Here is a 25,169-nt window from a genome sequence, read left to right on the forward strand (position 1 = left end):
TCACACTCGTAAAAGATGTCATTTCCTTTACCACTGTTTCCCTTTAAATGTCTATATATCTTATATACAAGAAAAACATTTTAATCCCTATTTTTTACTACTCCATTTTTATCCCAAAACTCCAGCCAAAAAAGTAAAACTACTGCGTCTCTTCCCCTTGATCTCACCGAAGCTTTTTATCCATATAAAAAGCGTCTCTGTCTAAAAGACAGAGACGCTTATTTAGGCGCGGTTCCACTCTGTTTAGATTACTGCTTTTAAGCAATAATCTCCACTCATCCCTGTTAACGGATAGGTTCCGCCTCTATCTACTAAAATAAATTCTTTTTCGATACAGGACTCTGAGGCGCACTTCAAAAAAGAGGTTACTTGAATCACTTTCAGCCGGGTGATGATTCTCTCTAATAAGCTTCTCCTTTTTTACTTTTCCTCATCTTCGTTTTTTCTATATAGCTTTCCTACTACTATATTATATTTTCTCCAAAATGTTAACTAATTAATGCTGTTAATCGCGCATCAATTTTTTCTTTACCTAATAGCTCGATCGCTTTTGGTAAATCAGGACCATGTGTCTGACCTGTTGTAGCCACGCGTATCGGCATAAATAAGTTTTTGCCCTTTTGACCAGTAGCTTTTTGAACCACTTTAATAGCGGCTTTAATTTGCTCTGCACTCCACTCTGACATTTCAGCTAATGCTTCTTTAAATGCTTGGACTACAGCCGGAACATGTTCACCAGCTAAAACCTCTTTTGCCTCTTCATCATATTGCAATTCATCACTGAAGAATAACGTAGATAAGTTTACAATATCAGCACCGCAGCTCATTTGCTCTTGATATAAACCAACCAAATTATTTACCCATGCCTCTTCATCAGCTGAGCGATTTTCACTTACTAAGCCTGCTTTCTCTAAATGAGGAACAGCTAGACGAACAACCGTTTCTAAATCAGCCTTTTTGATATATTGATTATTCATCCATGCTAATTTATTTTGATCAAATAACGCAGGAGACTTAGACAACCTTGCTGGATCAAAGATGCGGATAAATTCTTCTATAGAGAATAATTCCTCTTCTCCCTCTGGAGACCATCCTAATAAAGCAATGAAATTGAACAATGCTTCAGGCAAATAGCCTAATTCTTCATATTGCTCAATAAATTGAATAATGGATTCATCCCGCTTACTCAATTTCTTTCTGCTTTCATTGACGATTAAAGTCATATGTCCAAAAATAGGTCTGTCCCAACCTAGTGCATCATAGATCATTAATTGTTTTGGTGTATTGGTAATATGATCATCTCCACGCAATACATGTGTGATATCCATTAAATGATCATCAATTGCTACTGCAAAATTATAGGTAGGAGTACCATCCTTTTTCACAATAACATAATCGCCAATTGTTGCTGATTCGAATGAAACTTCTCCTTTAACCATATCATTAAATTCATAAACAACATTTTCAGGAACACGAATTCGAATACTCGGCTGTCTTCCTTCCGCTTCTAATGCCGCTTGCTGTTCCTTTGTTAAATGACGACATTTGCCAGAGTACTTAGGTGTTTCCCCTCTACTTACTTGTTCTTCTCTTTCTGCTTCAATTTCCTCTTCTGTACAGTAACACTTATAAGCAAGTCCCTTTTCTAGTAATTCTGTGTAATACTTCTTATAAATGTCATTTCTTTCAGATTGACGATACGGACCGTATTCTCCACCCACATCCGTACTTTCATCCCAATCCATTCCAAGCCATTTTAAATATTTTAATTGGCTTTCTTCTCCACCTTCAATATTTCTTTTTTTGTCCGTATCTTCAATTCGGATAATAAATTTTCCGCTTTGACTACGTGCAAATAAATAATTAAATAACGCTGTACGCGCATTCCCTATATGCAAATGCCCTGTTGGACTTGGAGCATAACGAACACGAATTTCGTTAGACATGCTTGTGCCTCCTTGATTACTTACGCTTTTTTCTAATCTATTCTATCACTTTGCTTTTTCCTTTAAAAGGTGTTCGCCTCTATAATTGGTTATCATTTATACATTTCTTTTTTGGAGCAATACAACTGCTTGGGAAGCAATCCCTTCTCCTCTTCCGGTAAATCCTAATTTCTCTGTTGTTGTTGCTTTTACATTAATATTATCTTGTTCTGTCTCCAGCAATTCTGCAATTCTCGCTTGCATTGCTTGAATATGTGGCGCCATTTTCGGCTGTTGAGCCATTATCGTACAATCAGCATTCACTAATTCATAACCCTTTTCCTTTACTATTTGCCATACATGCTGCAATAATTTTGCAGAATCAGCATCTTTAAAGGCTTCATCTGTATCAGGAAAATGTTTTCCGATATCTCCTTCACCAATAGCACCCAAACAAGCGTCAGCAATCGTATGTAGTAAAACATCTGCATCAGAGTGTCCTAGAAGACCCTTTTCATATGGTATCTCTATCCCTCCGATAATCAGTGGCCTTCCACTTACTAATTGATGAACATCAAACCCTTGTCCTATGCGAAACATCTTTAACTCCTCCATTCATTTGCTTATGTTAAAACTTTTCAAAACTTATTTATTACTATCTGCTATATTTTCTTTTCGCTTTGCCACAATTGCTTCGGCAAAGTATAAATCTTCTGGTGTCGTTAATTTAATATTGTCATAGTTTCCTTCTACGATTTGAACAGCTTGTCCTAATCGTTCCACCAAACTAGCATCATCTGTACCTATATATGTATCGACAATCGCCTTTTCATGTGCTTCTTTTAAAATGGAAACGCGAAAAGCTTGTGGGGTCTGAATCGCCCACAAGCTTGAACGCTCAACTGTTTCCACTACCAAATCACCATCAACTTTTTTGATCGTATCTTTAATTGGTACTGCTAAAACAGCTGCGCCGCTTTCTACTGCAACCTTTGTTAATCTAGCTATTTGCTCTGTTTGAATAAAAGGTCTCGCCGCATCATGAACAAGAACAATTGTATCGTCCGATAATTCCTTTACTGCATGGTAAACACTATGCTGTCTTTCTGTACCACCCTCAATAAGAGCAATAACCTTTGTAATTGCATATTTTTTTACTAGTTCATTCATTTCTTTTTTATCATCTGAACTAACTACCAACCAAATTCCATTACAGTTTGGATCATTTTCGAAAACAATTAAGGTATGAATAAATACTGGTAAACGGTCTAGCTCAAGAAATAATTTGTTTTTTCCTAGTCCCATTCGTTTCCCTTGTCCTGCTGCCGGAATAATGACTTCATAAGTCATATAACTAACCCCTATTCTTACAATGCTTTTTCTAATAATTTTGGTTTTGCAAAGATCATTCGACCTGCAGACGTTTGCAATACGCTCGTTACGAGAACATCTATATGTTTTCCAATATAATTGCGACCTTCTTCTACTACAATCATCGTGCCATCATCTAGATAGGCAACACCTTGATTATGTTCTTTTCCATCTTTAATAATTTGTATTTTCATTTCTTCCCCTGGAAGAACCACTGGCTTTACAGCATTTGCCAAATCATTAATATTAAGAACAGCAACCTTCTGCAGTTCACAAACTTTATTTAAATTAAAATCATTTGTAACAACAACACCATTTGTTAATTTAGCTAATTTGACTAGTTTACTATCTACTTCCGTGATATCTTCAAAATCACCTTCGTAAATTTCTACTTTAATCGCTAATTCCTTTTGAATTCGATTTAGAATATCTAGCCCTCTTCGTCCACGATTACGTTTTAGCGCATCAGATGAATCTGCTATATGCTGAAGTTCTCCCAGTACAAATTGCGGAATAACAATTGTGCCCTCCAGGAAACCTGTTTGACAAATATCAGCTATTCTTCCATCAATAATAACACTAGTATCCAATATTTTTAAATTACTTTTCTCAACTTTTGTGGGTTCCTCTTCCACTACCTTCTTCTTTCTAGTTGTGAAGAGTGTTAATAGCTCATCTCTCTTTTTAAACCCAACTTGAAAGCCTAAATATCCAAAAAGTAATGATAAAAGGATTGGAGCGACAGTATTAAGCACAGGAACAGATGTTAATGCATAGCCTACTAAAAAGGCTAGAGTTAACCCAAATCCTATTCCAAGACTACCGAAAATTATATCCGTTATCGGAGCCTTTACAATTGATTCTTCTAAAAACTTAATAAAGTTAACAATATAATCAATCGCCCAAAAAGTAATAAGATAAAAAATAATGGCACCAAGTATTGCAGACACATATGCGTTATTAATAAGATCATGATCGATAGACATTACCGAGAATAAATCAGGAATAAATAAAAACCCGATTGTTCCTCCAATAATTAAAAAACAAACTTGAACAATGCGTTTTAACAATACTTCCACCTCCTCTTTCACATTATAAACAAATTCCCAGTTTTGAAACCTAATATTACAGGAATTTTTTATTTGTAATGAAAAAGTTATTTTTATAGATATGATGACTATGTCATATACTAGTGTTAAAAATGCCCTTTTTCCATTGCTCGGGAAATAATGCCCGATTATCTATATTCAATAGAAACATTTAATAATAACTCAGCAAAAATCCTTAAACCCTTACAAAAATGGAAATATAACACAGACAAAGAGATAAATACCTATTTTATTTATAAAACTAGATTAGCATTAAAAATAAACGCAAGTCAAATAATTAAATATTACATTTTAACACAACTAAAAATTCACATCAATGTATTTTTTCCAAAAAGCTAATCACCTAAAGCCGCTTTTAAAGCATCCGCAACCGTATGAACGCCAACGACCTCTAAGCCCTTTGGAGCCTTCAAACCACTTAAATTATTAGCTGGAATAATAACACGCTCAAAACCTAATTTAGCAGCCTCCTGCACCCTTTGCTCAATACGGGATACTCTTCTAACTTCTCCAGTTAAGCCAACTTCCCCAATAATACAATCAGTTGCTCTTGTCGGTTTATCTCTAAAACTCGAGGCAATGCTTACAGCAATCGCCAAATCAATGGCAGGCTCATCTAGTTTTACACCACCAGCTACTTTTAAATAAGCATCTTGATTCTGCAATAACATACCAACTCTTTTTTCTAATACCGCCATTAACAACGGCACTCTATTATGATCTATGCCCGTTGCCATCCTTCGTGGATTCCCAAAACTAGTCGGTGAAATCAATGCTTGGATTTCAACCAGAACTGGTCTTGTTCCTTCCATTGATGCTACAACAGTGGAACCAGCGGCACCCTGTGATCGCTCTTCTAAGAAAATTTCAGAGGGATTCTCTACCTCTTCCAGTCCAAATTCCTTCATCTCAAAAATACCCATCTCATTAGTAGAGCCAAAACGGTTCTTTACAGCGCGTAAAATACGATATGTATGATGTCTTTCTCCTTCAAAATACAGTACAGTATCAACCATATGCTCCAATAATCTTGGTCCTGCAATCGATCCTTCCTTTGTGACATGTCCTACAATAAAGATTGCTATTCCTTTTGTTTTTCCTATCCGCATTAATTCTGCTGTACATTCTCTAACTTGAGAAACACTTCCTGGGGCAGAGGTGACCTCCGGATGATAGATTGTCTGAATCGAATCAATAACCACAAATTCCACATTCGTATTTTCAATGGTTCTACTTATTTCCTCTAGATTGGTTTCTGAATACACAAGCAAATGATCGGAAACTACACCCAATCGGTCTGCTCTTAACTTTGTCTGCTTTTGCGATTCTTCTCCAGAAACATATAAGACAGAATGTTTCTTATGTGCTAACTGCGAGGATACTTGTAAAAGAAGCGTTGATTTTCCAATCCCGGGATCTCCACCTATTAATACAAGAGAACCACGCACGACTCCTCCGCCAAGAACACGGTTTAACTCCATTAAGTCGGTATATATTCTTGGCTCATTAACCGTTTCAATGCTTGTTATAGGAATAGGCTTTGCTGCAACAGTACTAGCTGCAGTGTGAGCAAACGCACCTTTTCTTTGAACAGCACTCTTCTCTACTTCTTCCACCATTGTATTCCAGTTTCCACAACCAGGACATTTCCCCATCCATTTTGCTGATTCATATCCACATTCCTGGCAAAGAAACTTTGTTTTTCTTTTGGCCATATTCAGCCTCCTTCCCCTTTTATTACTAACGTCTCCAACCCAAACAATAGATATTTAATTTTTTCTATTTTATCTTAAATAAAGAAAGGACACACGTAAAGCTGTAATACGTGTGTCACTTTATAATTGTTCTTGGTATTATTTTTGTAGATTTACCGCTGGCTCTGCACCGTTCACCTTCACAGTAAACTCACCATTTTCGACATCCAATTCAATTTGCTGACCAGTTAATACTGTGCCCTTTAGAAGTTCTTCAGATAATCGATCTTCTATATGTTTTTGTATTGCACGACGAAGTGGTCTCGCTCCATACTCCGGATCATAGCCTTCTTCCGCAATTTTTTCTTTGGCCGCTTCTGTGATAGTCAATTGAATATCCTGTTCTGTTAGACGTTTAACTAACTGATCTGCCATTAAAGTAACAATTTCTTTTAAATGCTTCTTCTCTAATGCATGGAAAACGATTGTTTCATCGATACGGTTTAAGAACTCTGGACGGAATGCTCTTTTCAGCTCTTCCATTACTTTGCCCTTCATATCTTTATAATCTTGATCTCCATCTTGCACATTAAATCCAACATATTTATTTTGTTTTAATGCAGAAGCTCCAACGTTGGAAGTCATAATTAATACAGTGTTTCGGAAATCAACCGTTCTTCCTTTCGAATCTGTTAGACGGCCATCCTCCAGCACTTGAAGTAAAATATTAAATACATCGGGATGCGCTTTTTCAATTTCATCTAAAAGAACAACAGAATATGGTTTTCTTCTAACCTTCTCTGTCAATTGTCCGCCTTCTTCATATCCTACATAACCAGGAGGAGATCCAACCAATCTAGAAGTAGAATGTTTCTCCATATATTCAGACATATCAATACGGATCATGGCATCTTCATCACCAAACATGGACTCTGCCAGCGCTCGAGCAAGTTCAGTCTTCCCTACCCCAGTAGGACCAAGGAAAATAAAGGAACCTATTGGTCTCTTCGGATCTTTTAAACCAGCTCTTGCACGTCTTACTGCTTTAGAAATAGCAATAACTGCTTCTTCTTGACCAATTACGCGATTATGAAGGATATTTTCCATGTTCAGTAATTTATCGGTTTCTGTTTGCGCAAGCTTAGATACAGGGATTCCAGTCCAGCTAGATACTACACTCGCAATATCTTCTACTGTCACCTCTGTATTTTCTTGTCCTTGCTTCTCTTTCCAATTTTTCTTCGTTTCTTCTAACTGTTCTCTTAATCTTTGTTCTGTATCCCGTAAAGAAGCAGCCTTTTCGAACTCTTGACTTTGCACAGAAGCATCCTTCTCTTTACGTACTTCTTCTAACTTCACTTCTAATTCTTTCAAGTTTGGTGGAGTTGTATAAGATCTTAATCGAACCTTAGAACCAGCTTCGTCAATTAAGTCAATTGCTTTATCTGGTAAGAAACGATCTGAAATATAGCGATCAGATAATTTTACAGCTGCTTCAATTGCATCGTCTGTAATTGATACCCGATGGTGCGCCTCATAACGGTCTCTTAAGCCTTTTAAAATTTGAATAGATTCATCACTAGTAGGTTCATCAACCGTGATCGGCTGGAATCTTCTTTCTAACGCTGCATCTTTTTCAATATATTTACGATATTCATCTAATGTTGTGGCACCAATACATTGAAGCTCTCCTCTAGCTAAGGATGGCTTTAGAATATTTGAAGCATCAATAGCACCTTCTGCACCACCTGCACCGATTAATGTATGCAGCTCATCAATGAAAAGAATGATATTACCAGCCTGGCGAATTTCATCCATCACCTTTTTCAAGCGATCCTCAAATTCACCACGGTATTTCGTACCAGCAACAACTGTTCCCATATCTAATGTCATTACACGTTTATCTCTCAAAATTTCTGGAACTTCATTTTGAACAATTTGTTGTGCAAGACCTTCCGCAATAGCAGTTTTACCAACACCAGGTTCCCCTATTAATACAGGATTATTTTTTGTCCGTCTGCTTAATACTTCAATAACACGTTGGATTTCTTTGCTTCTCCCTATAACAGGATCAAGACTTCCTTCTCTTGCAATAGCAGTTAAATCTCGAGCTAAACTATCAAGCGTTGGTGTATTAGCACTAGCAGCAGAGCCGCCTGGATGGTTTCCTGATTCACTACTGCCAAGCAACTGGAGGACTTGTTGACGCGCTTTATTTAGGCTTACACCTAAATTATTTAATACTCTGGCAGCTACCCCTTCACCTTCTCGAATTAAGCCTAAAAGAATATGTTCTGTGCCCACATATGAGTGACCTAATTTTCTTGCTTCATCCATGGATAGTTCAATCACTTTTTTTGCTCTTGGTGTATAATGTGGTACGGTTTGCGTTGAATCTTGACCACGACCAATTAAGTTTTCTACTTCCTCTTGGATTTTTTCAGCACCTAATCCAAGTGCTTGCAATGCCTTTGCAGCAATTCCCTCTCCTTCACGAACTAATCCTAATAAGATATGCTCTGTACCAATATTATTGTGACCTAATCGAATTGCTTCTTCCTGGGAAAGTGCTAATACTTTCTGCGCTCTTTCTGTAAATCGGCCAAACATCATACTTTCATCCTCCTTAGAATCTCTATTCTGTTTCCAATTTTAATCTTTCTCTTATTAAGACTGCACGACGAATATCGCGTTCATTTGGATTCATCTCTTCTCCAGCATATAGTTGTAAAAATCCAGGCTGGGTAAGAATCATTAATTCATTCAGGATGCTTTTCGATATATTTTTTATATATCCCATATCAATTCCTAACCGAACATCGGATAGACATTTAGCTGCTTCCTTTGTTTCCATAATACGACTATTACACAGTATACCGTATGAACGAAAAACCCTATCTTCTAATTGTATGTTTGAGGTTTGCGCTAATGCATTCCTTGCTTCTTTTTCTTGCTCAATTAATTGAGTAACAACGCTTTTTAGTTCCTCGATGATGTCTTTTTCTGATCTACCTAGTGTTATCTGATTAGAAATTTGAAAAATATTTCCGAGGGCTTCGCTGCCTTCTCCATAGATTCCTCTAACTACTAATCCAAGCTGTTGAATCGCTGGAATAATTCGGTTCATTTGCTGGGTTAATACCATTCCCGGTAGATGCATCATAACAGAAGCTCTTAATCCTGTTCCGATATTAGTTGGACAGCTTGTCAGATATCCCATTTCTACATGGTAAGCATAATTGACCTTTTTTTCTAATAAATCATCAATTGTATTAGCTTCTTTAATCGCTTCTTCTATTTGAAGACCAGGCTTTATACACTGAATACGAATATGATCTTCCTCATTAATCATAATACTTACTTCTTCATCCTCTGATAAGATGGCTGCTCCATTAGGAGACTGCTCTGCCAGCTGAGGACTAATTAAATGTTTCTCCACAAGGACTCTTTTTTCCAATGTATTTAAATTATTCATCGAAAGAAGTTCCAATTGACCAAAAGGTTGATTGGACTCATTTATGATTGCACCCTCAACCTGTTGAATCACATTCTCAGCTTCTTCTTTTGAAAATAAAAGAGGAAATTTCACGCCCTCTATATTCCTTGCTAATCGGATTCGAGAGGTAAGAACGATTTCAGAATCAGGACCATCGGAACACATCCATGAAGTTCGTGCTTTACTTATAAATTTTTCTAAAGACACGTTACTCCCCTCCCTCAGTAAAAGAAGTTAACTGCTTTTCTTTATCTTTTATTTCATCTCGAATGACTGCTGCCTTTTCAAATTCTTCGTTGTTTATTAGTTCTTTTAACTCTATTCGCAACTGCTCAATTTCCTTTTTAATGAGAAAATGGCCTCCAATACGCTCTGGAATTTTTCCTTTGTGCTCAATATTCCCACCATGGAGCCGCTTTATAAATGGCAGCAGCTGGTCTTTAAATGTATCGTAGCAATGAGGACAACCTAGTTTACCCAATTTCCTGAATTGAGAAAATGTCATATTACACTCTTTGCACTGTAAAGGCTGCTGTCTCTTATAGGTATCTTCTGTGATATGTTGAAAACTTGGCTCTATATTTAATAACCCAGCTAATAAACTATTCAAAGATAAACCAGATGAGCCATTCGTCATAAATATATCACCATTTTCCTTTGCACAATGCTCACACAAATGAAACTCTGTTATTTTGCCATTGATATTTTTAGAAAAATGTAAAGTAGCTGGTCTTTGATTACATTCGGAACACATCATAATCCTCACCTCAATTTATGCACAGGGATATTATTTATATTTTAATGAAGTTAACATCGCCTTTAATAATCTTGCTCTTAATTCATCTCTATATGGTAATTCTAAATATAATACAGAACGATCAATTACGCTTAACATTATCTTCGCTTCTCGCTTATTGATAACATCTTCTTCTACTAATCGAAGAATTAAATCTTCTGCACTATTTTGAGGTATCCGACTTTGAATAAGGGATAGTAATTGGTCAATTAAATGGGCATGATCATATGTTTGGACTTTCATAATTCGAATAAAACCACCGCCACCACGTTTACTTTCCACCACATACCCTTTTTCTATCGTAAAACGAGTATTGATTACATAATTAATCTGTGATGGTACGCACTCAAATTTATCAGCGATTTCACTTCGTTTTATTTCTACTAATGATTTTTCGCTCATTTCTAATACTTCTTTTAAGTAATTCTCAATTATATCCGAAATATTTCTCACCAAGCCTCCCCCTTCTGACTTTGACTATATTTGACTATAATTATACACGATAAAAATATTATTTAGCAAGGAAGACGTTTTATTAATTTTCCCATTTTTTAGTTATTCCAAACCTGCTATCCCCATTCTTTCATGGAAGAAAAAGCATATGTTTAAAGATTATATTAACTATAGTCTGATTTATTGCAATTTTCAAGTTTAATAATTTGTGTAATGTATATCTTTTAGTGTGATAAAAAAGAGAGGCTTTTTTACATAGTATGGGGGAATTGAAAGAAAGTCATTTATCGATAAAAGCAATAAAAAAAGCCCTAAAAGCTTAACGCTTTTAGAACTTTTTGGCAGCCTGGCGACGTCCTACTCTCACAGGGGGAGAACCCCCAACTACCATCGGCGCTGAGAAGCTTAACTTCCGTGTTCGGTATGGGAACGGGTGTGACCTTCTCGCTATCGCCACCAGACTATTTATTTTTGAGGTTATTCCCTCAAAACTAGATTATGAAGTAAAAGAAAGAATGAGTAATCTTTCTTAGCTTACGCTAAGATTATTTTAGTTAAGTCCTCGATCTATTAGTATCAGTCAGCTCCACATGTCGCCACGCTTCCACCTCTGACCTATCAACCTGATCATCTTTCAGGGATCTTACTAGCTTGCGCTATGGGAAATCTCATCTTGAGGGGGGCTTCATGCTTAGATGCTTTCAGCACTTATCCCTTCCGCACATAGCTACCCAGCGATGCCTTTGGCAAGACAACTGGTACACCAGCGGTGCGTCCATCCCGGTCCTCTCGTACTAAGGACAGCTCCTCTCAAATTTCCTACGCCCACGACGGATAGGGACCGAACTGTCTCACGACGTTCTGAACCCAGCTCGCGTACCGCTTTAATGGGCGAACAGCCCAACCCTTGGGACCGACTACAGCCCCAGGATGCGATGAGCCGACATCGAGGTGCCAAACCTCCCCGTCGATGTGGACTCTTGGGGGAGATAAGCCTGTTATCCCCGGGGTAGCTTTTATCCGTTGAGCGATGGCCCTTCCATGCGGAACCACCGGATCACTAAGCCCGACTTTCGTCCCTGCTCGACTTGTAGGTCTCGCAGTCAAGCTCCCTTGTGCCTTTACACTCTACGAATGATTTCCAACCATTCTGAGGGAACCTTTGGGCGCCTCCGTTACTTTTTAGGAGGCGACCGCCCCAGTCAAACTGCCCACCTGACACTGTCTCCCACCCCGATCAGGGGTGCGGGTTAGAATGTCAATACAGCCAGGGTAGTATCCCACCAATGCCTCCACCGAAGCTGGCGCTCCGGCTTCCAAGGCTCCTACCTATCCTGTACAAGCTGTACCAAAATTCAATATCAGGCTGCAGTAAAGCTCCACGGGGTCTTTCCGTCCTGTCGCGGGTAACCTGCATCTTCACAGGTACTATAATTTCACCGAGTCTCTCGTTGAGACAGTGCCCAGATCGTTACACCTTTCGTGCGGGTCGGAACTTACCCGACAAGGAATTTCGCTACCTTAGGACCGTTATAGTTACGGCCGCCGTTTACTGGGGCTTCAATTCAGAGCTTCGCACTAACGTGCTAACCCCTCCTCTTAACCTTCCAGCACCGGGCAGGTGTCAGCCCCTATACTTCGCCTTGCGGCTTCGCAGAGACCTGTGTTTTTGCTAAACAGTCGCCTGGGCCTATTCACTGCGGCTCTCGCAGGCTTGCACCCGCAAGAGCACCCCTTCTCCCGAAGTTACGGGGTCATTTTGCCGAGTTCCTTAACGAGAGTTCTCTCGCTCACCTTAGGATTCTCTCCTCGCCTACCTGTGTCGGTTTGCGGTACGGGCACCCTAAATCTCGCTAGAGGCTTTTCTTGGCAGTGTGGAATCAGGAACTTCGGTACTATATTTCCCTCGCCGTCACAGCTCCGCTTATGTGGTAATGGGATTTGCCTCATTACCAGCCTAACTGCTTGGACGTGCTAATCCAACAGCACGCTTACCCTATCCTCCTGCGTCCCCCCATTGCTCAAACGATTTAAAGGTGGTACAGGAATATCAACCTGTTGTCCATCGCCTACGCTTTTCAGCCTCGGCTTAGGTCCCGACTAACCCTGAGCGGACGAGCCTTCCTCAGGAAACCTTAGGCATTCGGTGGATGAGATTCTCACTCATCTTTCGCTACTCATACCGGCATTCTCACTTCTAAGCGCTCCACCAGTCCTTACGGTCTAGCTTCAACGCCCTTAGAACGCTCTCCTACCACTGACATCATAGATGTCAATCCACAGCTTCGGTGATACGTTTAGCCCCGGTACATTTTCGGCGCAGAGTCACTCGACCAGTGAGCTATTACGCACTCTTTAAATGGTGGCTGCTTCTAAGCCAACATCCTGGTTGTCTAAGCAACTCCACATCCTTTTCCACTTAACGTATACTTTGGGACCTTAGCTGGTGGTCTGGGCTGTTTCCCTCTTGACCACGGATCTTATCACTCGTAGTCTGACTCCCAAGAATAAGTATTTGGCATTCGGAGTTTGTCTGAATTCGGTAACCCGATGGGGGCCCCTAGTCCAAACAGTGCTCTACCTCCAATACTCTAAATCTTGAGGCTAGCCCTAAAGCTATTTCGGAGAGAACCAGCTATCTCCAAGTTCGATTGGAATTTCTCCGCTACCCACACCTCATCCCCGCACTTTTCAACGTGCGTGGGTTCGGGCCTCCATCCAGTGTTACCTGGACTTCACCCTGGACATGGGTAGATCACCTGGTTTCGGGTCTACAACCACATACTATTTCGCCCTATTCAGACTCGCTTTCGCTGCGGCTCCGTCTCTTCAACTTAACCTCGCATGTAATCGTAACTCGCCGGTTCATTCTACAAAAGGCACGCTATCACCCATAAATGGGCTCTAACTACTTGTAGGCACACGGTTTCAGGATCTATTTCACTCCCCTTCCGGGGTGCTTTTCACCTTTCCCTCACGGTACTGGTTCACTATCGGTCACTAGGGAGTATTTAGCCTTGGGAGATGGTCCTCCCTGCTTCCGACGGGATTTCTCGTGTCCCGCCGTACTCAGGATACACTCAAGAGGGAACGAAGTTTCGACTACAGGGTTTTTACCTTCTACGACTGACCTTTCCAGATCGATTCGTCTACCCCGTTCCTTTGTAACTCCATATAGAGTGTCCTACAACCCCAAGAGGCAAGCCTCTTGGTTTGGGCTAATCCCGTTTCGCTCGCCGCTACTCAGGGAATCGCGTTTGCTTTCTCTTCCTCCGGGTACTTAGATGTTTCAGTTCCCCGGGTCTGCCTTCAGTACCCTATGTATTCAGGTAAAGATTCTATCCCATTACGGATAGAGGGTTTCCCCATTCGGAAATCTCTGGATCAAAGCTTACTTACAGCTCCCCAAAGCATATCGGTGTTAATCCCGTCCTTCATCGGCTCCTAGTGCCAAGGCATCCACCGTGCGCCCTTTCTAACTTAACTAATTGGCTTAAAAGCCTTAGTTTTTTTAATTCTTCTATTTAAAATAAAGAATCTAAGATGGCGATTACTCGGTTTCTTTCTTGGTTCTTACTTTTCATAATCTAGTTTTCAAGGAACAATCAGGCTTATTCAGCCTATCATTTTGAGGAATTGCTCCCTCAAAACTGAACAATCAAATCGTCAACAATCTTTGATGGAATGTAAATTCCATTTTCCTTAGAAAGGAGGTGATCCAGCCGCACCTTCCGATACGGCTACCTTGTTACGACTTCACCCCAATCATCTATCCCACCTTAGGCGGCTGGCTCCAAAAGGTTACCCCACCGACTTCGGGTGTTACAAACTCTCGTGGTGTGACGGGCGGTGTGTACAAGGCCCGGGAACGTATTCACCGCGGCATGCTGATCCGCGATTACTAGCGATTCCAGCTTCATGTAGGCGAGTTGCAGCCTACAATCCGAACTGAGAATGGTTTTATGGGATTTGCTCGACCTCGCGGTTTTGCTGCCCTTTGTACCATCCATTGTAGCACGTGTGTAGCCCAGGTCATAAGGGGCATGATGATTTGACGTCATCCCCACCTTCCTCCGGTTTGTCACCGGCAGTCACCTTAGAGTGCCCAACTGAATGCTGGCAACTAAGATCAAGGGTTGCGCTCGTTGCGGGACTTAACCCAACATCTCACGACACGAGCTGACGACAACCATGCACCACCTGTCACTCTGTCCCCCGAAGGGGAACGTCCTATCTCTAGGAGTGTCAGAGGATGTCAAGACCTGGTAAGGTTCTTCGCGTTGCTTCGAATTAAACCACATGCTCCACCGCTTGTGCGGGCCCCCGTCAATTCCTTTGAGTTTCAGCCTTGCGGCCGTACTCCCCAGGCGGAGTGCTTAATGCGTTTGCTGCAGCACTAAAGGGCGGAAACCCTCTAACACTTAGCACTCATCGTTTACGGCGTGGACTACCAGGGTATCTAATCCTGTTTGCTCCCCACGCTTTCGCGCCTCAGCGTCAGTTACAGACCAAAGAGTCGCCTTCGCCACTGGTGTTCCTCCACATCTCTACGCATTTCACCGCTACACGTGGAATTCCACTCTTCTCTTCTGCACTCAAGTCCCCCAGTTTCCAATGACCCTCCACGGTTGAGCCGTGGGCTTTCACATCAGACTTAAAGGACCGCCTGCGCGCGCTTTACGCCCAATAATTCCGGACAACGCTTGCCACCTACGTATTACCGCGGCTGCTGGCACGTAGTTAGCCGTGGCTTTCTGGTTAGGTACCGTCAAGGTACAAGCAGTTACTCTTGTACTTGTTCTTCCCTAACAACAGAGTTTTACGATCCGAAAACCTTCATCACTCACGCGGCGTTGCTCCGTCAGACTTTCGTCCATTGCGGAAGATTCCCTACTGCTGCCTCCCGTAGGAGTCTGGGCCGTGTCTCAGTCCCAGTGTGGCCGATCACCCTCTCAGGTCGGCTACGCATCGTCGCCTTGGTGAGCCGTTACCTCACCAACTAGCTAATGCGCCGCGGGCCCATCTGTAAGTGACAGCGTAAACCGTCTTTCAGCTTTTCCTCATGAGAGGAAAAGGATTATCCGGTATTAGCTCCGGTTTCCCGAAGTTATCCCAGTCTTACAGGCAGGTTGCCCACGTGTTACTCACCCGTCCGCCGCTAACTTTAAAAGCAAGCTTTTAAAGTCCGCTCGACTTGCATGTATTAGGCACGCCGCCAGCGTTCGTCCTGAGCCAGGATCAAACTCTCCAATAAAGAGTTGATTAGCTCATTGCTAAACTCTAGCCTTTTATTACTTTTTTTGTTTTACAACATTCGTTATAAAACGATTATTGTTGACGTTTGTTTGTTCAGTTTTCAAAGAGCAATTTATCGTTGCATCAGAGGCAACTTTTATATAATAACAGTTATAAATAAACCTGTCAATATATTTTTTGGTGGAGCCTAGCGGGATCGAACCGCTGACCTCCTGCGTGCAAGGCAGGCGCTCTCCCAGCTGAGCTAAGGCCCCATATAATGAAAATAATGGTCGGGAAGACAGGATTCGAACCTGCGACCCCTTGGTCCCAAACCAAGTGCTCTACCAAGCTGAGCTACTTCCCGAAATATAATGGCGCGCCCGAAAGGAGTCGAACCCATAACCTTCTGATCCGTAGTCAGACGCTCTATCCAATTGAGCTACGGGCGCATTAATATAAAAACAATGGTGCCGAGGACCGGAATCGAACCGGTACGGTAGTCACCTACCGCAGGATTTTAAGTCCTGTGCGTCTGCCAGTTCCGCCACCCCGGCATTGTTTTATGGAGCGGAAGACGGGATTCGAACCCGCGACCCCCACCTTGGCAAGGTGGTGTTCTACCACTGAACTACTTCCGCATCTATTTAATCGATAGTAAATTGGTGCGGGTGAAGGGAGTCGAACCCCCACGCCTTGCGGCGCTAGATCCTAAGTCTAGTGCGTCTGCCAATTCCGCCACACCCGCAGACAAAAATAAGATGAGCCATGGAGGATTCGAACCTCCGACCCTCTGATTAAAAGTCAGATGCTCTACCAACTGAGCTAATGGCTCATAAAGTGGTGCCGGCTAGAGGACTTGAACCCCCAACCTACTGATTACAAGTCAGTTGCTCTACCAATTGAGCTAAACCGGCGTAAATATAGTTGTCCAATAATAAATGGTGGAGGATGACGGGATCGAACCGCCGACCCTCTGCTTGTAAGGCAGATGCTCTCCCAGCTGAGCTAATCCTCCATTTATAACGCCTGGCGACGTCCTACTCTCACAGGGGGAGAACCCCCAACTACCATCGGCGCTGAGAAGCTTAACTTCCGTGTTCGGTATGGGAACGGGTGTGACCTTCTCGCTATCGCCACCAGACTATTTATTTTTGAGGTTATTCCCTCAAAACTAGATTATGAAGTAAAAGAAAGAATGAGTAATCTTTCTTAGCTTACGCTAAGATTATTTTAGTTAAGTCCTCGATCTATTAGTATCAGTCAGCTCCACATGTCGCCACGCTTCCACCTCTGACCTATCAACCTGATCATCTTTCAGGGATCTTACTAGCTTGCGCTATGGGAAATCTCATCTTGAGGGGGGCTTCATGCTTAGATGCTTTCAGCACTTATCCCTTCCGCACATAGCTACCCAGCGATGCCTTTGGCAAGACAACTGGTACACCAGCGGTGCGTCCATCCCGGTCCTCTCGTACTAAGGACAGCTCCTCTCAAATTTCCTACGCCCACGACGGATAGGGACCGAACTGTCTCACGACGTTCTGAACCCAGCTCGCGTACCGCTTTAATGGGCGAACAGCCCAACCCTTGGGACCGACTACAGCCCCAGGATGCGATGAGCCGACATCGAGGTGCCAAACCTCCCCGTCGATGTGGACTCTTGGGGGAGATAAGCCTGTTATCCCCGGGGTAGCTTTTATCCGTTGAGCGATGGCCCTTCCATGCGGAACCACCGGATCACTAAGCCCGACTTTCGTCCCTGCTCGACTTGTAGGTCTCGCAGTCAAGCTCCCTTGTGCCTTTACACTCTACGAATGATTTCCAACCATTCTGAGGGAACCTTTGGGCGCCTCCGTTACTTTTTAGGAGGCGACCGCCCCAGTCAAACTGCCCACCTGACACTGTCTCCCACCCCGATCAGGGGTGCGGGTTAGAATGTCAATACAGCCAGGGTAGTATCCCACCAATGCCTCCACCGAAGCTGGCGCTCCGGCTTCCAAGGCTCCTACCTATCCTGTACAAGCTGTACCAAAATTCAATATCAGGCTGCAGTAAAGCTCCACGGGGTCTTTCCGTCCTGTCGCGGGTAACCTGCATCTTCACAGGTACTATAATTTCACCGAGTCTCTCGTTGAGACAGTGCCCAGATCGTTACACCTTTCGTGCGGGTCGGAACTTACCCGACAAGGAATTTCGCTACCTTAGGACCGTTATAGTTACGGCCGCCGTTTACTGGGGCTTCAATTCAGAGCTTCGCACTAACGTGCTAACCCCTCCTCTTAACCTTCCAGCACCGGGCAGGTGTCAGCCCCTATACTTCGCCTTGCGGCTTCGCAGAGACCTGTGTTTTTGCTAAACAGTCGCCTGGGCCTATTCACTGCGGCTCTCGCAGGCTTGCACCCGCAAGAGCACCCCTTCTCCCGAAGTTACGGGGTCATTTTGCCGAGTTCCTTAACGAGAGTTCTCTCGCTCACCTTAGGATTCTCTCCTCGCCTACCTGTGTCGGTTTGCGGTACGGGCACCCTAAATCTCGCTAGAGGCTTTTCTTGGCAGTGTGGAATCAGGAACTTCGGTACTATATTTCCCTCGCCGTCACAGCTCCGCTTATGTGGTAATGGGATTTGCCTCATTACCAGCCTAACTGCTTGGACGTGCTAATCCAACAGCACGCTTACCCTATCCTCCTGCGTCCCCCCATTGCTCAAACGATTTAAAGGTGGTACAGGAATATCAACCTGTTGTCCATCGCCTACGCTTTTCAGCCTCGGCTTAGGTCCCGACTAACCCTGAGCGGACGAGCCTTCCTCAGGAAACCTTAGGCATTCGGTGGATGAGATTCTCACTCATCTTTCGCTACTCATACCGGCATTCTCACTTCTAAGCGCTCCACCAGTCCTTACGGTCTAGCTTCAACGCCCTTAGAACGCTCTCCTACCACTGACATCATAGATGTCAATCCACAGCTTCGGTGATACGTTTAGCCCCGGTACATTTTCGGCGCAGAGTCACTCGACCAGTGAGCTATTACGCACTCTTTAAATGGTGGCTGCTTCTAAGCCAACATCCTGGTTGTCTAAGCAACTCCACATCCTTTTCCACTTAACGTATACTTTGGGACCTTAGCTGGTGGTCTGGGCTGTTTCCCTCTTGACCACGGATCTTATCACTCGTAGTCTGACTCCCAAGAATAAGTATTTGGCATTCGGAGTTTGTCTGAATTCGGTAACCCGATGGGGGCCCCTAGTCCAAACAGTGCTCTACCTCCAATACTCTAAATCTTGAGGCTAGCCCTAAAGCTATTTCGGAGAGAACCAGCTATCTCCAAGTTCGATTGGAATTTCTCCGCTACCCACACCTCATCCCCGCACTTTTCAACGTGCGTGGGTTCGGGCCTCCATCCAGTGTTACCTGGACTTCACCCTGGACATGGGTAGATCACCTGGTTTCGGGTCTACAACCACATACTATTTCGCCCTATTCAGACTCGCTTTCGCTGCGGCTCCGTCTCTTCAACTTAACCTCGCATGTAATCGTAACTCGCCGGTTCATTCTACAAAAGGCACGCTATCACCCATAAATGGGCTCTAACTACTTGTAGGCACACGGTTTCAGGATCTATTTCACTCCCCTTCCGGGGTGCTTTTCACCTTTCCCTCACGGTACTGGTTCACTATCGGTCACTAGGGAGTATTTAGCCTTGGGAGATGGTCCTCCCTGCTTCCGACGGGATTTCTCGTGTCCCGCCGTACTCAGGATACACTCAAGAGGGAACGAAGTTTCGACTACAGGGTTTTTACCTTCTACGACTGACCTTTCCAGATCGATTCGTCTACCCCGTTCCTTTGTAACTCCATATAGAGTGTCCTACAACCCCAAGAGGCAAGCCTCTTGGTTTGGGCTAATCCCGTTTCGCTCGCCGCTACTCAGGGAATCGCGTTTGCTTTCTCTTCCTCCGGGTACTTAGATGTTTCAGTTCCCCGGGTCTGCCTTCAGTACCCTATGTATTCAGGTAAAGATTCTATCCCATTACGGATAGAGGGTTTCCCCATTCGGAAATCTCTGGATCAAAGCTTACTTACAGCTCCCCAAAGCATATCGGTGTTAATCCCGTCCTTCATCGGCTCCTAGTGCCAAGGCATCCACCGTGCGCCCTTTCTAACTTAACTAATTGGCTTAAAAGCCTTAGTTTTTTTAATTCTTCTATTTAAAATAAAGAATCTAAGATGGCGATTACTCGGTTTCTTTCTTGGTTCTTACTTTTCATAATCTAGTTTTCAAGGAACAATCAGGCTTATTCAGCCTATCATTTTGAGGAATTGCTCCCTCAAAACTGAACAATCAAATCGTCAACAATCTTTGATGGAATGTAAATTCCATTTTCCTTAGAAAGGAGGTGATCCAGCCGCACCTTCCGATACGGCTACCTTGTTACGACTTCACCCCAATCATCTATCCCACCTTAGGCGGCTGGCTCCAAAAGGTTACCCCACCGACTTCGGGTGTTACAAACTCTCGTGGTGTGACGGGCGGTGTGTACAAGGCCCGGGAACGTATTCACCGCGGCATGCTGATCCGCGATTACTAGCGATTCCAGCTTCATGTAGGCGAGTTGCAGCCTACAATCCGAACTGAGAATGGTTTTATGGGATTTGCTCGACCTCGCGGTTTTGCTGCCCTTTGTACCATCCATTGTAGCACGTGTGTAGCCCAGGTCATAAGGGGCATGATGATTTGACGTCATCCCCACCTTCCTCCGGTTTGTCACCGGCAGTCACCTTAGAGTGCCCAACTGAATGCTGGCAACTAAGATCAAGGGTTGCGCTCGTTGCGGGACTTAACCCAACATCTCACGACACGAGCTGACGACAACCATGCACCACCTGTCACTCTGTCCCCCGAAGGGGAACGTCCTATCTCTAGGAGTGTCAGAGGATGTCAAGACCTGGTAAGGTTCTTCGCGTTGCTTCGAATTAAACCACATGCTCCACCGCTTGTGCGGGCCCCCGTCAATTCCTTTGAGTTTCAGCCTTGCGGCCGTACTCCCCAGGCGGAGTGCTTAATGCGTTTGCTGCAGCACTAAAGGGCGGAAACCCTCTAACACTTAGCACTCATCGTTTACGGCGTGGACTACCAGGGTATCTAATCCTGTTTGCTCCCCACGCTTTCGCGCCTCAGCGTCAGTTACAGACCAAAGAGTCGCCTTCGCCACTGGTGTTCCTCCACATCTCTACGCATTTCACCGCTACACGTGGAATTCCACTCTTCTCTTCTGCACTCAAGTCCCCCAGTTTCCAATGACCCTCCACGGTTGAGCCGTGGGCTTTCACATCAGACTTAAAGGACCGCCTGCGCGCGCTTTACGCCCAATAATTCCGGACAACGCTTGCCACCTACGTATTACCGCGGCTGCTGGCACGTAGTTAGCCGTGGCTTTCTGGTTAGGTACCGTCAAGGTACAAGCAGTTACTCTTGTACTTGTTCTTCCCTAACAACAGAGTTTTACGATCCGAAAACCTTCATCACTCACGCGGCGTTGCTCCGTCAGACTTTCGTCCATTGCGGAAGATTCCCTACTGCTGCCTCCCGTAGGAGTCTGGGCCGTGTCTCAGTCCCAGTGTGGCCGATCACCCTCTCAGGTCGGCTACGCATCGTCGCCTTGGTGAGCCGTTACCTCACCAACTAGCTAATGCGCCGCGGGCCCATCTGTAAGTGACAGCGTAAACCGTCTTTCAGCTTTTCCTCATGAGAGGAAAAGGATTATCCGGTATTAGCTCCGGTTTCCCGAAGTTATCCCAGTCTTACAGGCAGGTTGCCCACGTGTTACTCACCCGTCCGCCGCTAACTTTAAAAGCAAGCTTTTAAAGTCCGCTCGACTTGCATGTATTAGGCACGCCGCCAGCGTTCGTCCTGAGCCAGGATCAAACTCTCCAATAAAGAGTTGATTAGCTCATTGCTAAACTCTAACTTTTTATTACTTGTTATCATTCTATAACGTTAGTTATAAAACGATTTATTGTTGACGTTTGTTTGTTCAGTTTTCAAAGAGCAATTTCATCGTCGTCATCGGCGACTTTTTAATATTACCAGAAGCCATTTTCGATGTCAACACTTTTTTCATTTTCTTTTTTGTTTCATCGTCGCTTGTTTCAGCAACGAATATTAATATACCACCGTTTAACTCTCTATGCAACTACTTTTTAAAAGAAAAAATATTCTTATTATTCTTCTGCGTATTCTCTCTTTATTCAGATAATATAATAAGCGATAAATAAGTTCTCCTGCTAACCTTATACTATTTTTCTTATCCCTTTCCCCCTCCCTTCTATATAGTTCAACATCATTACTAATATAAAAATACGGCACCTTTTAAGGGTGCCGTATCCTATTTAGCGATGTCTCATTAACGGGAATAATAGTACATCTCTAATAGAAGGAGAATTTGTTAACAGCATTACTAGGCGGTCAATACCAATACCTAATCCACCTGTTGGAGGCATCCCATATTCTAATGCCTCTACAAAATCCTCATCCATTAAGTGTGCTTCATCATTTCCTTGCTCACGTTCTTTTAATTGTGCTTCAAATCTTTCACGTTGATCAATAGGATCATTTAATTCAGTGAAGGCATTTGCATGCTCTCTTCCTACTATGAACAGTTCAAAACGATCTGTAAAACGAGGATCTTTTTCATTTTTCTTCGCTAATGGCGAAATCTCTAAAGGATGACCATAAATGAAAGTAGGCTGAATTAATTTTTCTTCTACTCTTTGCTCAAAAAACTCATTAACAATATGGCCATACGTCATATTTTCATTAATTTCAATATCATTTTCTTTCGCTAATCTCCTAGCCTCTTCCACACTCATCTCTGGCCAGAAGTCTACACCTGTGTATTCCTTAATCGCATCTACCATATGAAGTCTTGTCCATTCTGGTTTTAAATCAACTTGGTAGTCTCCGTATGTTACAGTTGTAGAGCCATGGATTTCTTGTGCAATATGAGCAACTAAGTTTTCTGTAAGACTCATAATATCACGATAATCAGCATAAGCTTCGTAAAGCTCAATCATCGTAAATTCTGGATTATGTCTTGTTGATACTCCTTCATTACGGAATACGCGGCCAATTTCGTATACTTTTTCTAATCCGCCAACTATCAATCTTTTCAAATGAAGCTCAATAGCGATACGCATATATAAAGGCATATCTAACGCGTTATGATGTGTAATAAACGGACGTGCAGAAGCTCCACCTGCAATAGAATGCATCATTGGCGTTTCTACTTCTAGATAGCCATGGCTATCTAAATAACGGCGCATGGATTGAATGATCTTGCTGCGCAGAATAAATGTATTCTTACTTTCTTCACTTGAAATTAAGTCTAAGTATCGTTGGCGATAACGTTGCTCAATATCTTTCAAACCATGGAATTTATCAGGTAAAGGACGAAGAGCCTTTGTAAGTAAAGTAAAATCTTGAACCTTAACAGAAAGTTCCCCTACGTTCGTTTTAAATAAAACACCTTCTACACCAACAATATCTCCTAAATCCACAGAGTTAAAAATAGCGTATTGCTCTTCGCCTACATTGTCTTTACGAACATACAGTTGAATTTGTCCTTCAAGATCTTGAATATGAGCAAATCCAGCTTTCCCTTTTCCTCTTTTTGTCATTACTCTTCCCGCAATAGAAACAGAGATATTCTTTTCCTCTAGTTCTTCTTTATCTAGAGATTCATATTGTTTTTTTAAAGCTTCAGATAAATGAGTTCTATCAAAACGTTTACCAAACGGATCTATTCCTTGTTCACGCAACTCATTCATTTTGTTACGTCTAACTAGTAATTGGTCATTTAAGTTTAATTCTTCATGACTCATGCTTAATCATCTCCAACATCTTTTTTATGTATGATCACCTAAAAAAGGAATCGTTCAATTTATACATACTTTATTATTCTACACAATGTCACGAATACAGACACTAAAAAAGAAAAAAAACTGTTAGATTTTTTGTCTAACAGCTTTATTTTTACACATATTACAGGAAATTTAAACAGTTACGTTCAAAATTAACCTACTTCGATTTCAGAATGTCCTCTTGCTTCTACTTCCAAGACTAATGCATTCAAGATCGTTACTAATTGTTCCCTAGTCTCACATTCATTAATAGCACTTCTTGTTTTCGCATTTCCTTTAATGCCCTTCAAATACCAAGCAGCATGTTTTCGCATTTCTCGAACGGCTACATACTCCCCTTTTAAATGGATTAACCGATCTAGGTGCAAGATGCATACATCCATCTTCTCTCGAACCGATGGATCACTAACTAACGCACCCGTTTCTAAATACTTAACCGTACTATAAATCATCCACGGATTTCCAAGCGCAGCTCTTCCAATCATAACACCATCACAGCCAGTTTCATCTAACATTCTTTTCGCATCTTGGGGTGTATTTACATCTCCATTCCCCATTAAAGGAATATTGATTGATTGTTTTACTTCACGAATAATATCCCAGTTTGCAGTCCCTTCATAAAGCTGGACACGAGTTCGGCCATGCAGGGCAACCGCCGCTCCACCTGCGCGTTCAACCGCTTGAGCATTTCTTACTGCATATATATGGTCTTCATCCCAGCCCATACGCATTTTAACCGTTACTGGTTTACGAACATTTTCTACAACAGCAGAAACCATATCATAAATTTTATCCGGATCTAACAGCCATTTAGCCCCTGCATCACATTTTGTAATCTTTGGAACCGGACATCCCATGTTAATATCGATAATATCTGCATTGGTATTCTGATCAACAAATTGCGCCGCTTCTACTAATGTTTCCTTTTCTCCGCCGAAAATCTGTAAACTCATTGGATTTTCACGCTCATCAATATAGAGCATGTTCATTGTTTTTTTGTTTTTTAAAACAATCCCTTTATCACTAATCATTTCCGCACAAACAAGACCCGCTCCAAATTCCTTCACTGTTAGACGAAAAGCAGAATTTGAAATACCAGCCATTGGCGCAAGAACAACACGGTTACTAATTTCAACATTTCCTATTTTAAACAATCTTTTACCTCCCTGAT

11 protein-coding genes, 9 tRNA genes, 6 rRNA genes and 1 other annotated feature are annotated in these 25,169 nt (G+C 42.6%); all 26 genes read right to left on the reverse strand.

The annotated features are described in order from the left end of the window. Positions 1-207 precede the first annotated feature (207 nt). Positions 208-446, reverse strand: a binding site (T-box leader). A gap of 42 nt (positions 447-488) precedes the next feature. The 26 genes from gltX to dusB all read right to left on the reverse strand — a co-directional run bounded on the left by gltX (position 489) and on the right by dusB (position 25,152). Beyond that, positions 489-1,946, reverse strand: coding sequence for a glutamate--tRNA ligase (gene gltX, locus NSQ89_RS22420; RefSeq protein ID WP_047943696.1), 1,458 nt, complete (start codon positions 1,944-1,946; stop codon positions 489-491). A gap of 96 nt (positions 1,947-2,042) precedes the next feature. Then, the gene (ispF, locus tag NSQ89_RS22425; protein WP_061800919.1) at positions 2,043-2,525 is read right to left on the reverse strand and encodes a 2-C-methyl-D-erythritol 2,4-cyclodiphosphate synthase; all 483 of its coding nucleotides are present in this window, start codon (positions 2,523-2,525) and stop codon (positions 2,043-2,045) included. Between the two features lie 45 nt (positions 2,526-2,570). Then, positions 2,571-3,275: a 2-C-methyl-D-erythritol 4-phosphate cytidylyltransferase gene (ispD, locus tag NSQ89_RS22430; protein ID WP_047943694.1), complete on the reverse strand. Its 705-nt coding sequence runs from the start codon at positions 3,273-3,275 to the stop codon at positions 2,571-2,573. Between the two features lie 17 nt (positions 3,276-3,292). Further along, positions 3,293-4,366, reverse strand: a complete 1,074-nt coding sequence (locus NSQ89_RS22435; protein WP_047943693.1) for a PIN/TRAM domain-containing protein — start codon at positions 4,364-4,366, stop codon at positions 3,293-3,295. A 374-nt stretch (positions 4,367-4,740) separates the two neighbouring features. Continuing rightward, positions 4,741-6,120 carry a DNA repair protein RadA gene (gene radA / locus NSQ89_RS22440; RefSeq protein WP_047943692.1) on the reverse strand — a complete coding sequence of 460 codons (1,380 nt, stop codon included), beginning with the start codon at positions 6,118-6,120 and terminating at the stop codon, positions 4,741-4,743. A 138-nt stretch (positions 6,121-6,258) separates the two neighbouring features. Continuing rightward, positions 6,259-8,712 carry an ATP-dependent protease ATP-binding subunit ClpC gene (clpC, locus tag NSQ89_RS22445; RefSeq protein WP_061800921.1) on the reverse strand — a complete coding sequence of 818 codons (2,454 nt, stop codon included), beginning with the start codon at positions 8,710-8,712 and terminating at the stop codon, positions 6,259-6,261. 22 nt (positions 8,713-8,734) lie between these two features. Then, a complete protein-coding gene (locus tag NSQ89_RS22450; RefSeq protein WP_061800922.1) occupies positions 8,735-9,802 on the reverse strand; it encodes a protein arginine kinase in 1,068 nt (355 codons plus the stop codon). Position 9,803: 1 nt separating this feature from the next. Continuing rightward, positions 9,804-10,352: a UvrB/UvrC motif-containing protein gene (locus NSQ89_RS22455; protein WP_047943689.1), complete on the reverse strand. Its 549-nt coding sequence runs from the start codon at positions 10,350-10,352 to the stop codon at positions 9,804-9,806. A gap of 30 nt (positions 10,353-10,382) precedes the next feature. Continuing rightward, positions 10,383-10,844: a CtsR family transcriptional regulator gene (locus NSQ89_RS22460; RefSeq protein WP_047943688.1), complete on the reverse strand. Its 462-nt coding sequence runs from the start codon at positions 10,842-10,844 to the stop codon at positions 10,383-10,385. Positions 10,845-11,188: 344 nt separating this feature from the next. Further along, positions 11,189-11,305, reverse strand: a 5S ribosomal RNA gene (rrf, locus tag NSQ89_RS22465). Between the two features lie 89 nt (positions 11,306-11,394). Then, positions 11,395-14,330: ribosomal RNA gene (locus tag NSQ89_RS22470) — 23S ribosomal RNA — on the reverse strand. Between the two features lie 220 nt (positions 14,331-14,550). Next, a 16S ribosomal RNA gene (locus tag NSQ89_RS22475) occupies positions 14,551-16,098 on the reverse strand. Between the two features lie 180 nt (positions 16,099-16,278). After that, positions 16,279-16,354, reverse strand: a tRNA-Ala gene (locus NSQ89_RS22480). 15 nt (positions 16,355-16,369) lie between these two features. Further along, a tRNA-Pro gene (locus NSQ89_RS22485) sits at positions 16,370-16,446 on the reverse strand. Positions 16,447-16,454: 8 nt separating this feature from the next. Beyond that, positions 16,455-16,531: transfer RNA gene (locus NSQ89_RS22490), tRNA-Arg, on the reverse strand. 16 nt (positions 16,532-16,547) lie between these two features. Next, positions 16,548-16,636 (reverse strand) — tRNA-Leu (locus NSQ89_RS22495). 9 nt (positions 16,637-16,645) lie between these two features. Then, positions 16,646-16,720, reverse strand: a tRNA-Gly gene (locus tag NSQ89_RS22500). Positions 16,721-16,742: 22 nt separating this feature from the next. Beyond that, positions 16,743-16,827: transfer RNA gene (locus NSQ89_RS22505), tRNA-Leu, on the reverse strand. A gap of 14 nt (positions 16,828-16,841) precedes the next feature. Next, positions 16,842-16,914, reverse strand: a tRNA-Lys gene (locus NSQ89_RS22510). 6 nt (positions 16,915-16,920) lie between these two features. Further along, positions 16,921-16,996, reverse strand: a tRNA-Thr gene (locus NSQ89_RS22515). Between the two features lie 25 nt (positions 16,997-17,021). After that, positions 17,022-17,097 (reverse strand) — tRNA-Val (locus tag NSQ89_RS22520). Positions 17,098-17,106: 9 nt separating this feature from the next. Then, a 5S ribosomal RNA gene (rrf, locus tag NSQ89_RS22525) occupies positions 17,107-17,223 on the reverse strand. A gap of 89 nt (positions 17,224-17,312) precedes the next feature. Beyond that, a 23S ribosomal RNA gene (locus tag NSQ89_RS22530) occupies positions 17,313-20,248 on the reverse strand. A 220-nt stretch (positions 20,249-20,468) separates the two neighbouring features. Further along, positions 20,469-22,016, reverse strand: a 16S ribosomal RNA gene (locus NSQ89_RS22535). Together the 16S, 23S and 5S rRNA genes with 9 tRNA genes alongside form the textbook arrangement of a ribosomal RNA operon. 452 nt (positions 22,017-22,468) lie before the next feature. Further along, positions 22,469-23,959 carry a lysine--tRNA ligase gene (gene lysS, locus NSQ89_RS22540; RefSeq protein WP_047944408.1) on the reverse strand — a complete coding sequence of 497 codons (1,491 nt, stop codon included), beginning with the start codon at positions 23,957-23,959 and terminating at the stop codon, positions 22,469-22,471. Positions 23,960-24,150: 191 nt separating this feature from the next. Further along, on the reverse strand, positions 24,151-25,152 hold the full coding sequence (dusB, locus tag NSQ89_RS22545) for a tRNA dihydrouridine synthase DusB (RefSeq protein WP_047944407.1): 1,002 nt from the start codon (positions 25,150-25,152) through the stop codon (positions 24,151-24,153). Positions 25,153-25,169 lie beyond the last annotated feature (17 nt).

It is taken from the genome of Niallia sp. FSL R7-0648 (genome assembly GCF_038007005.1).
In the GTDB taxonomy this organism is placed as follows: domain Bacteria; phylum Bacillota; class Bacilli; order Bacillales; family Cytobacillaceae; genus Niallia; species Niallia circulans.

Bases quoted from the DNA above. Each gene is read 5' to 3' on its own strand.
- lysS (WP_047944408.1), bottom strand. From the start codon at position 23,959: ATGAGTCATGAAGAATTAAACTTAAATGACCAATTACTAGTTAGACGT.
- clpC (WP_061800921.1), bottom strand. From the start codon at position 8,712: ATGATGTTTGGCCGATTTACAGAAAGAGCGCAGAAAGTATTAGCACTT.
- NSQ89_RS22455 (WP_047943689.1), bottom strand. From the start codon at position 10,352: ATGATGTGTTCCGAATGTAATCAAAGACCAGCTACTTTACATTTTTCT.
- ispD (WP_047943694.1), bottom strand. From the start codon at position 3,275: ATGACTTATGAAGTCATTATTCCGGCAGCAGGACAAGGGAAACGAATG.
- radA (WP_047943692.1), bottom strand. From the start codon at position 6,120: ATGGCCAAAAGAAAAACAAAGTTTCTTTGCCAGGAATGTGGATATGAA.
- ispF (WP_061800919.1), bottom strand. From the start codon at position 2,525: ATGTTTCGCATAGGACAAGGGTTTGATGTTCATCAATTAGTAAGTGGA.
- gltX (WP_047943696.1), bottom strand. From the start codon at position 1,946: ATGTCTAACGAAATTCGTGTTCGTTATGCTCCAAGTCCAACAGGGCAT.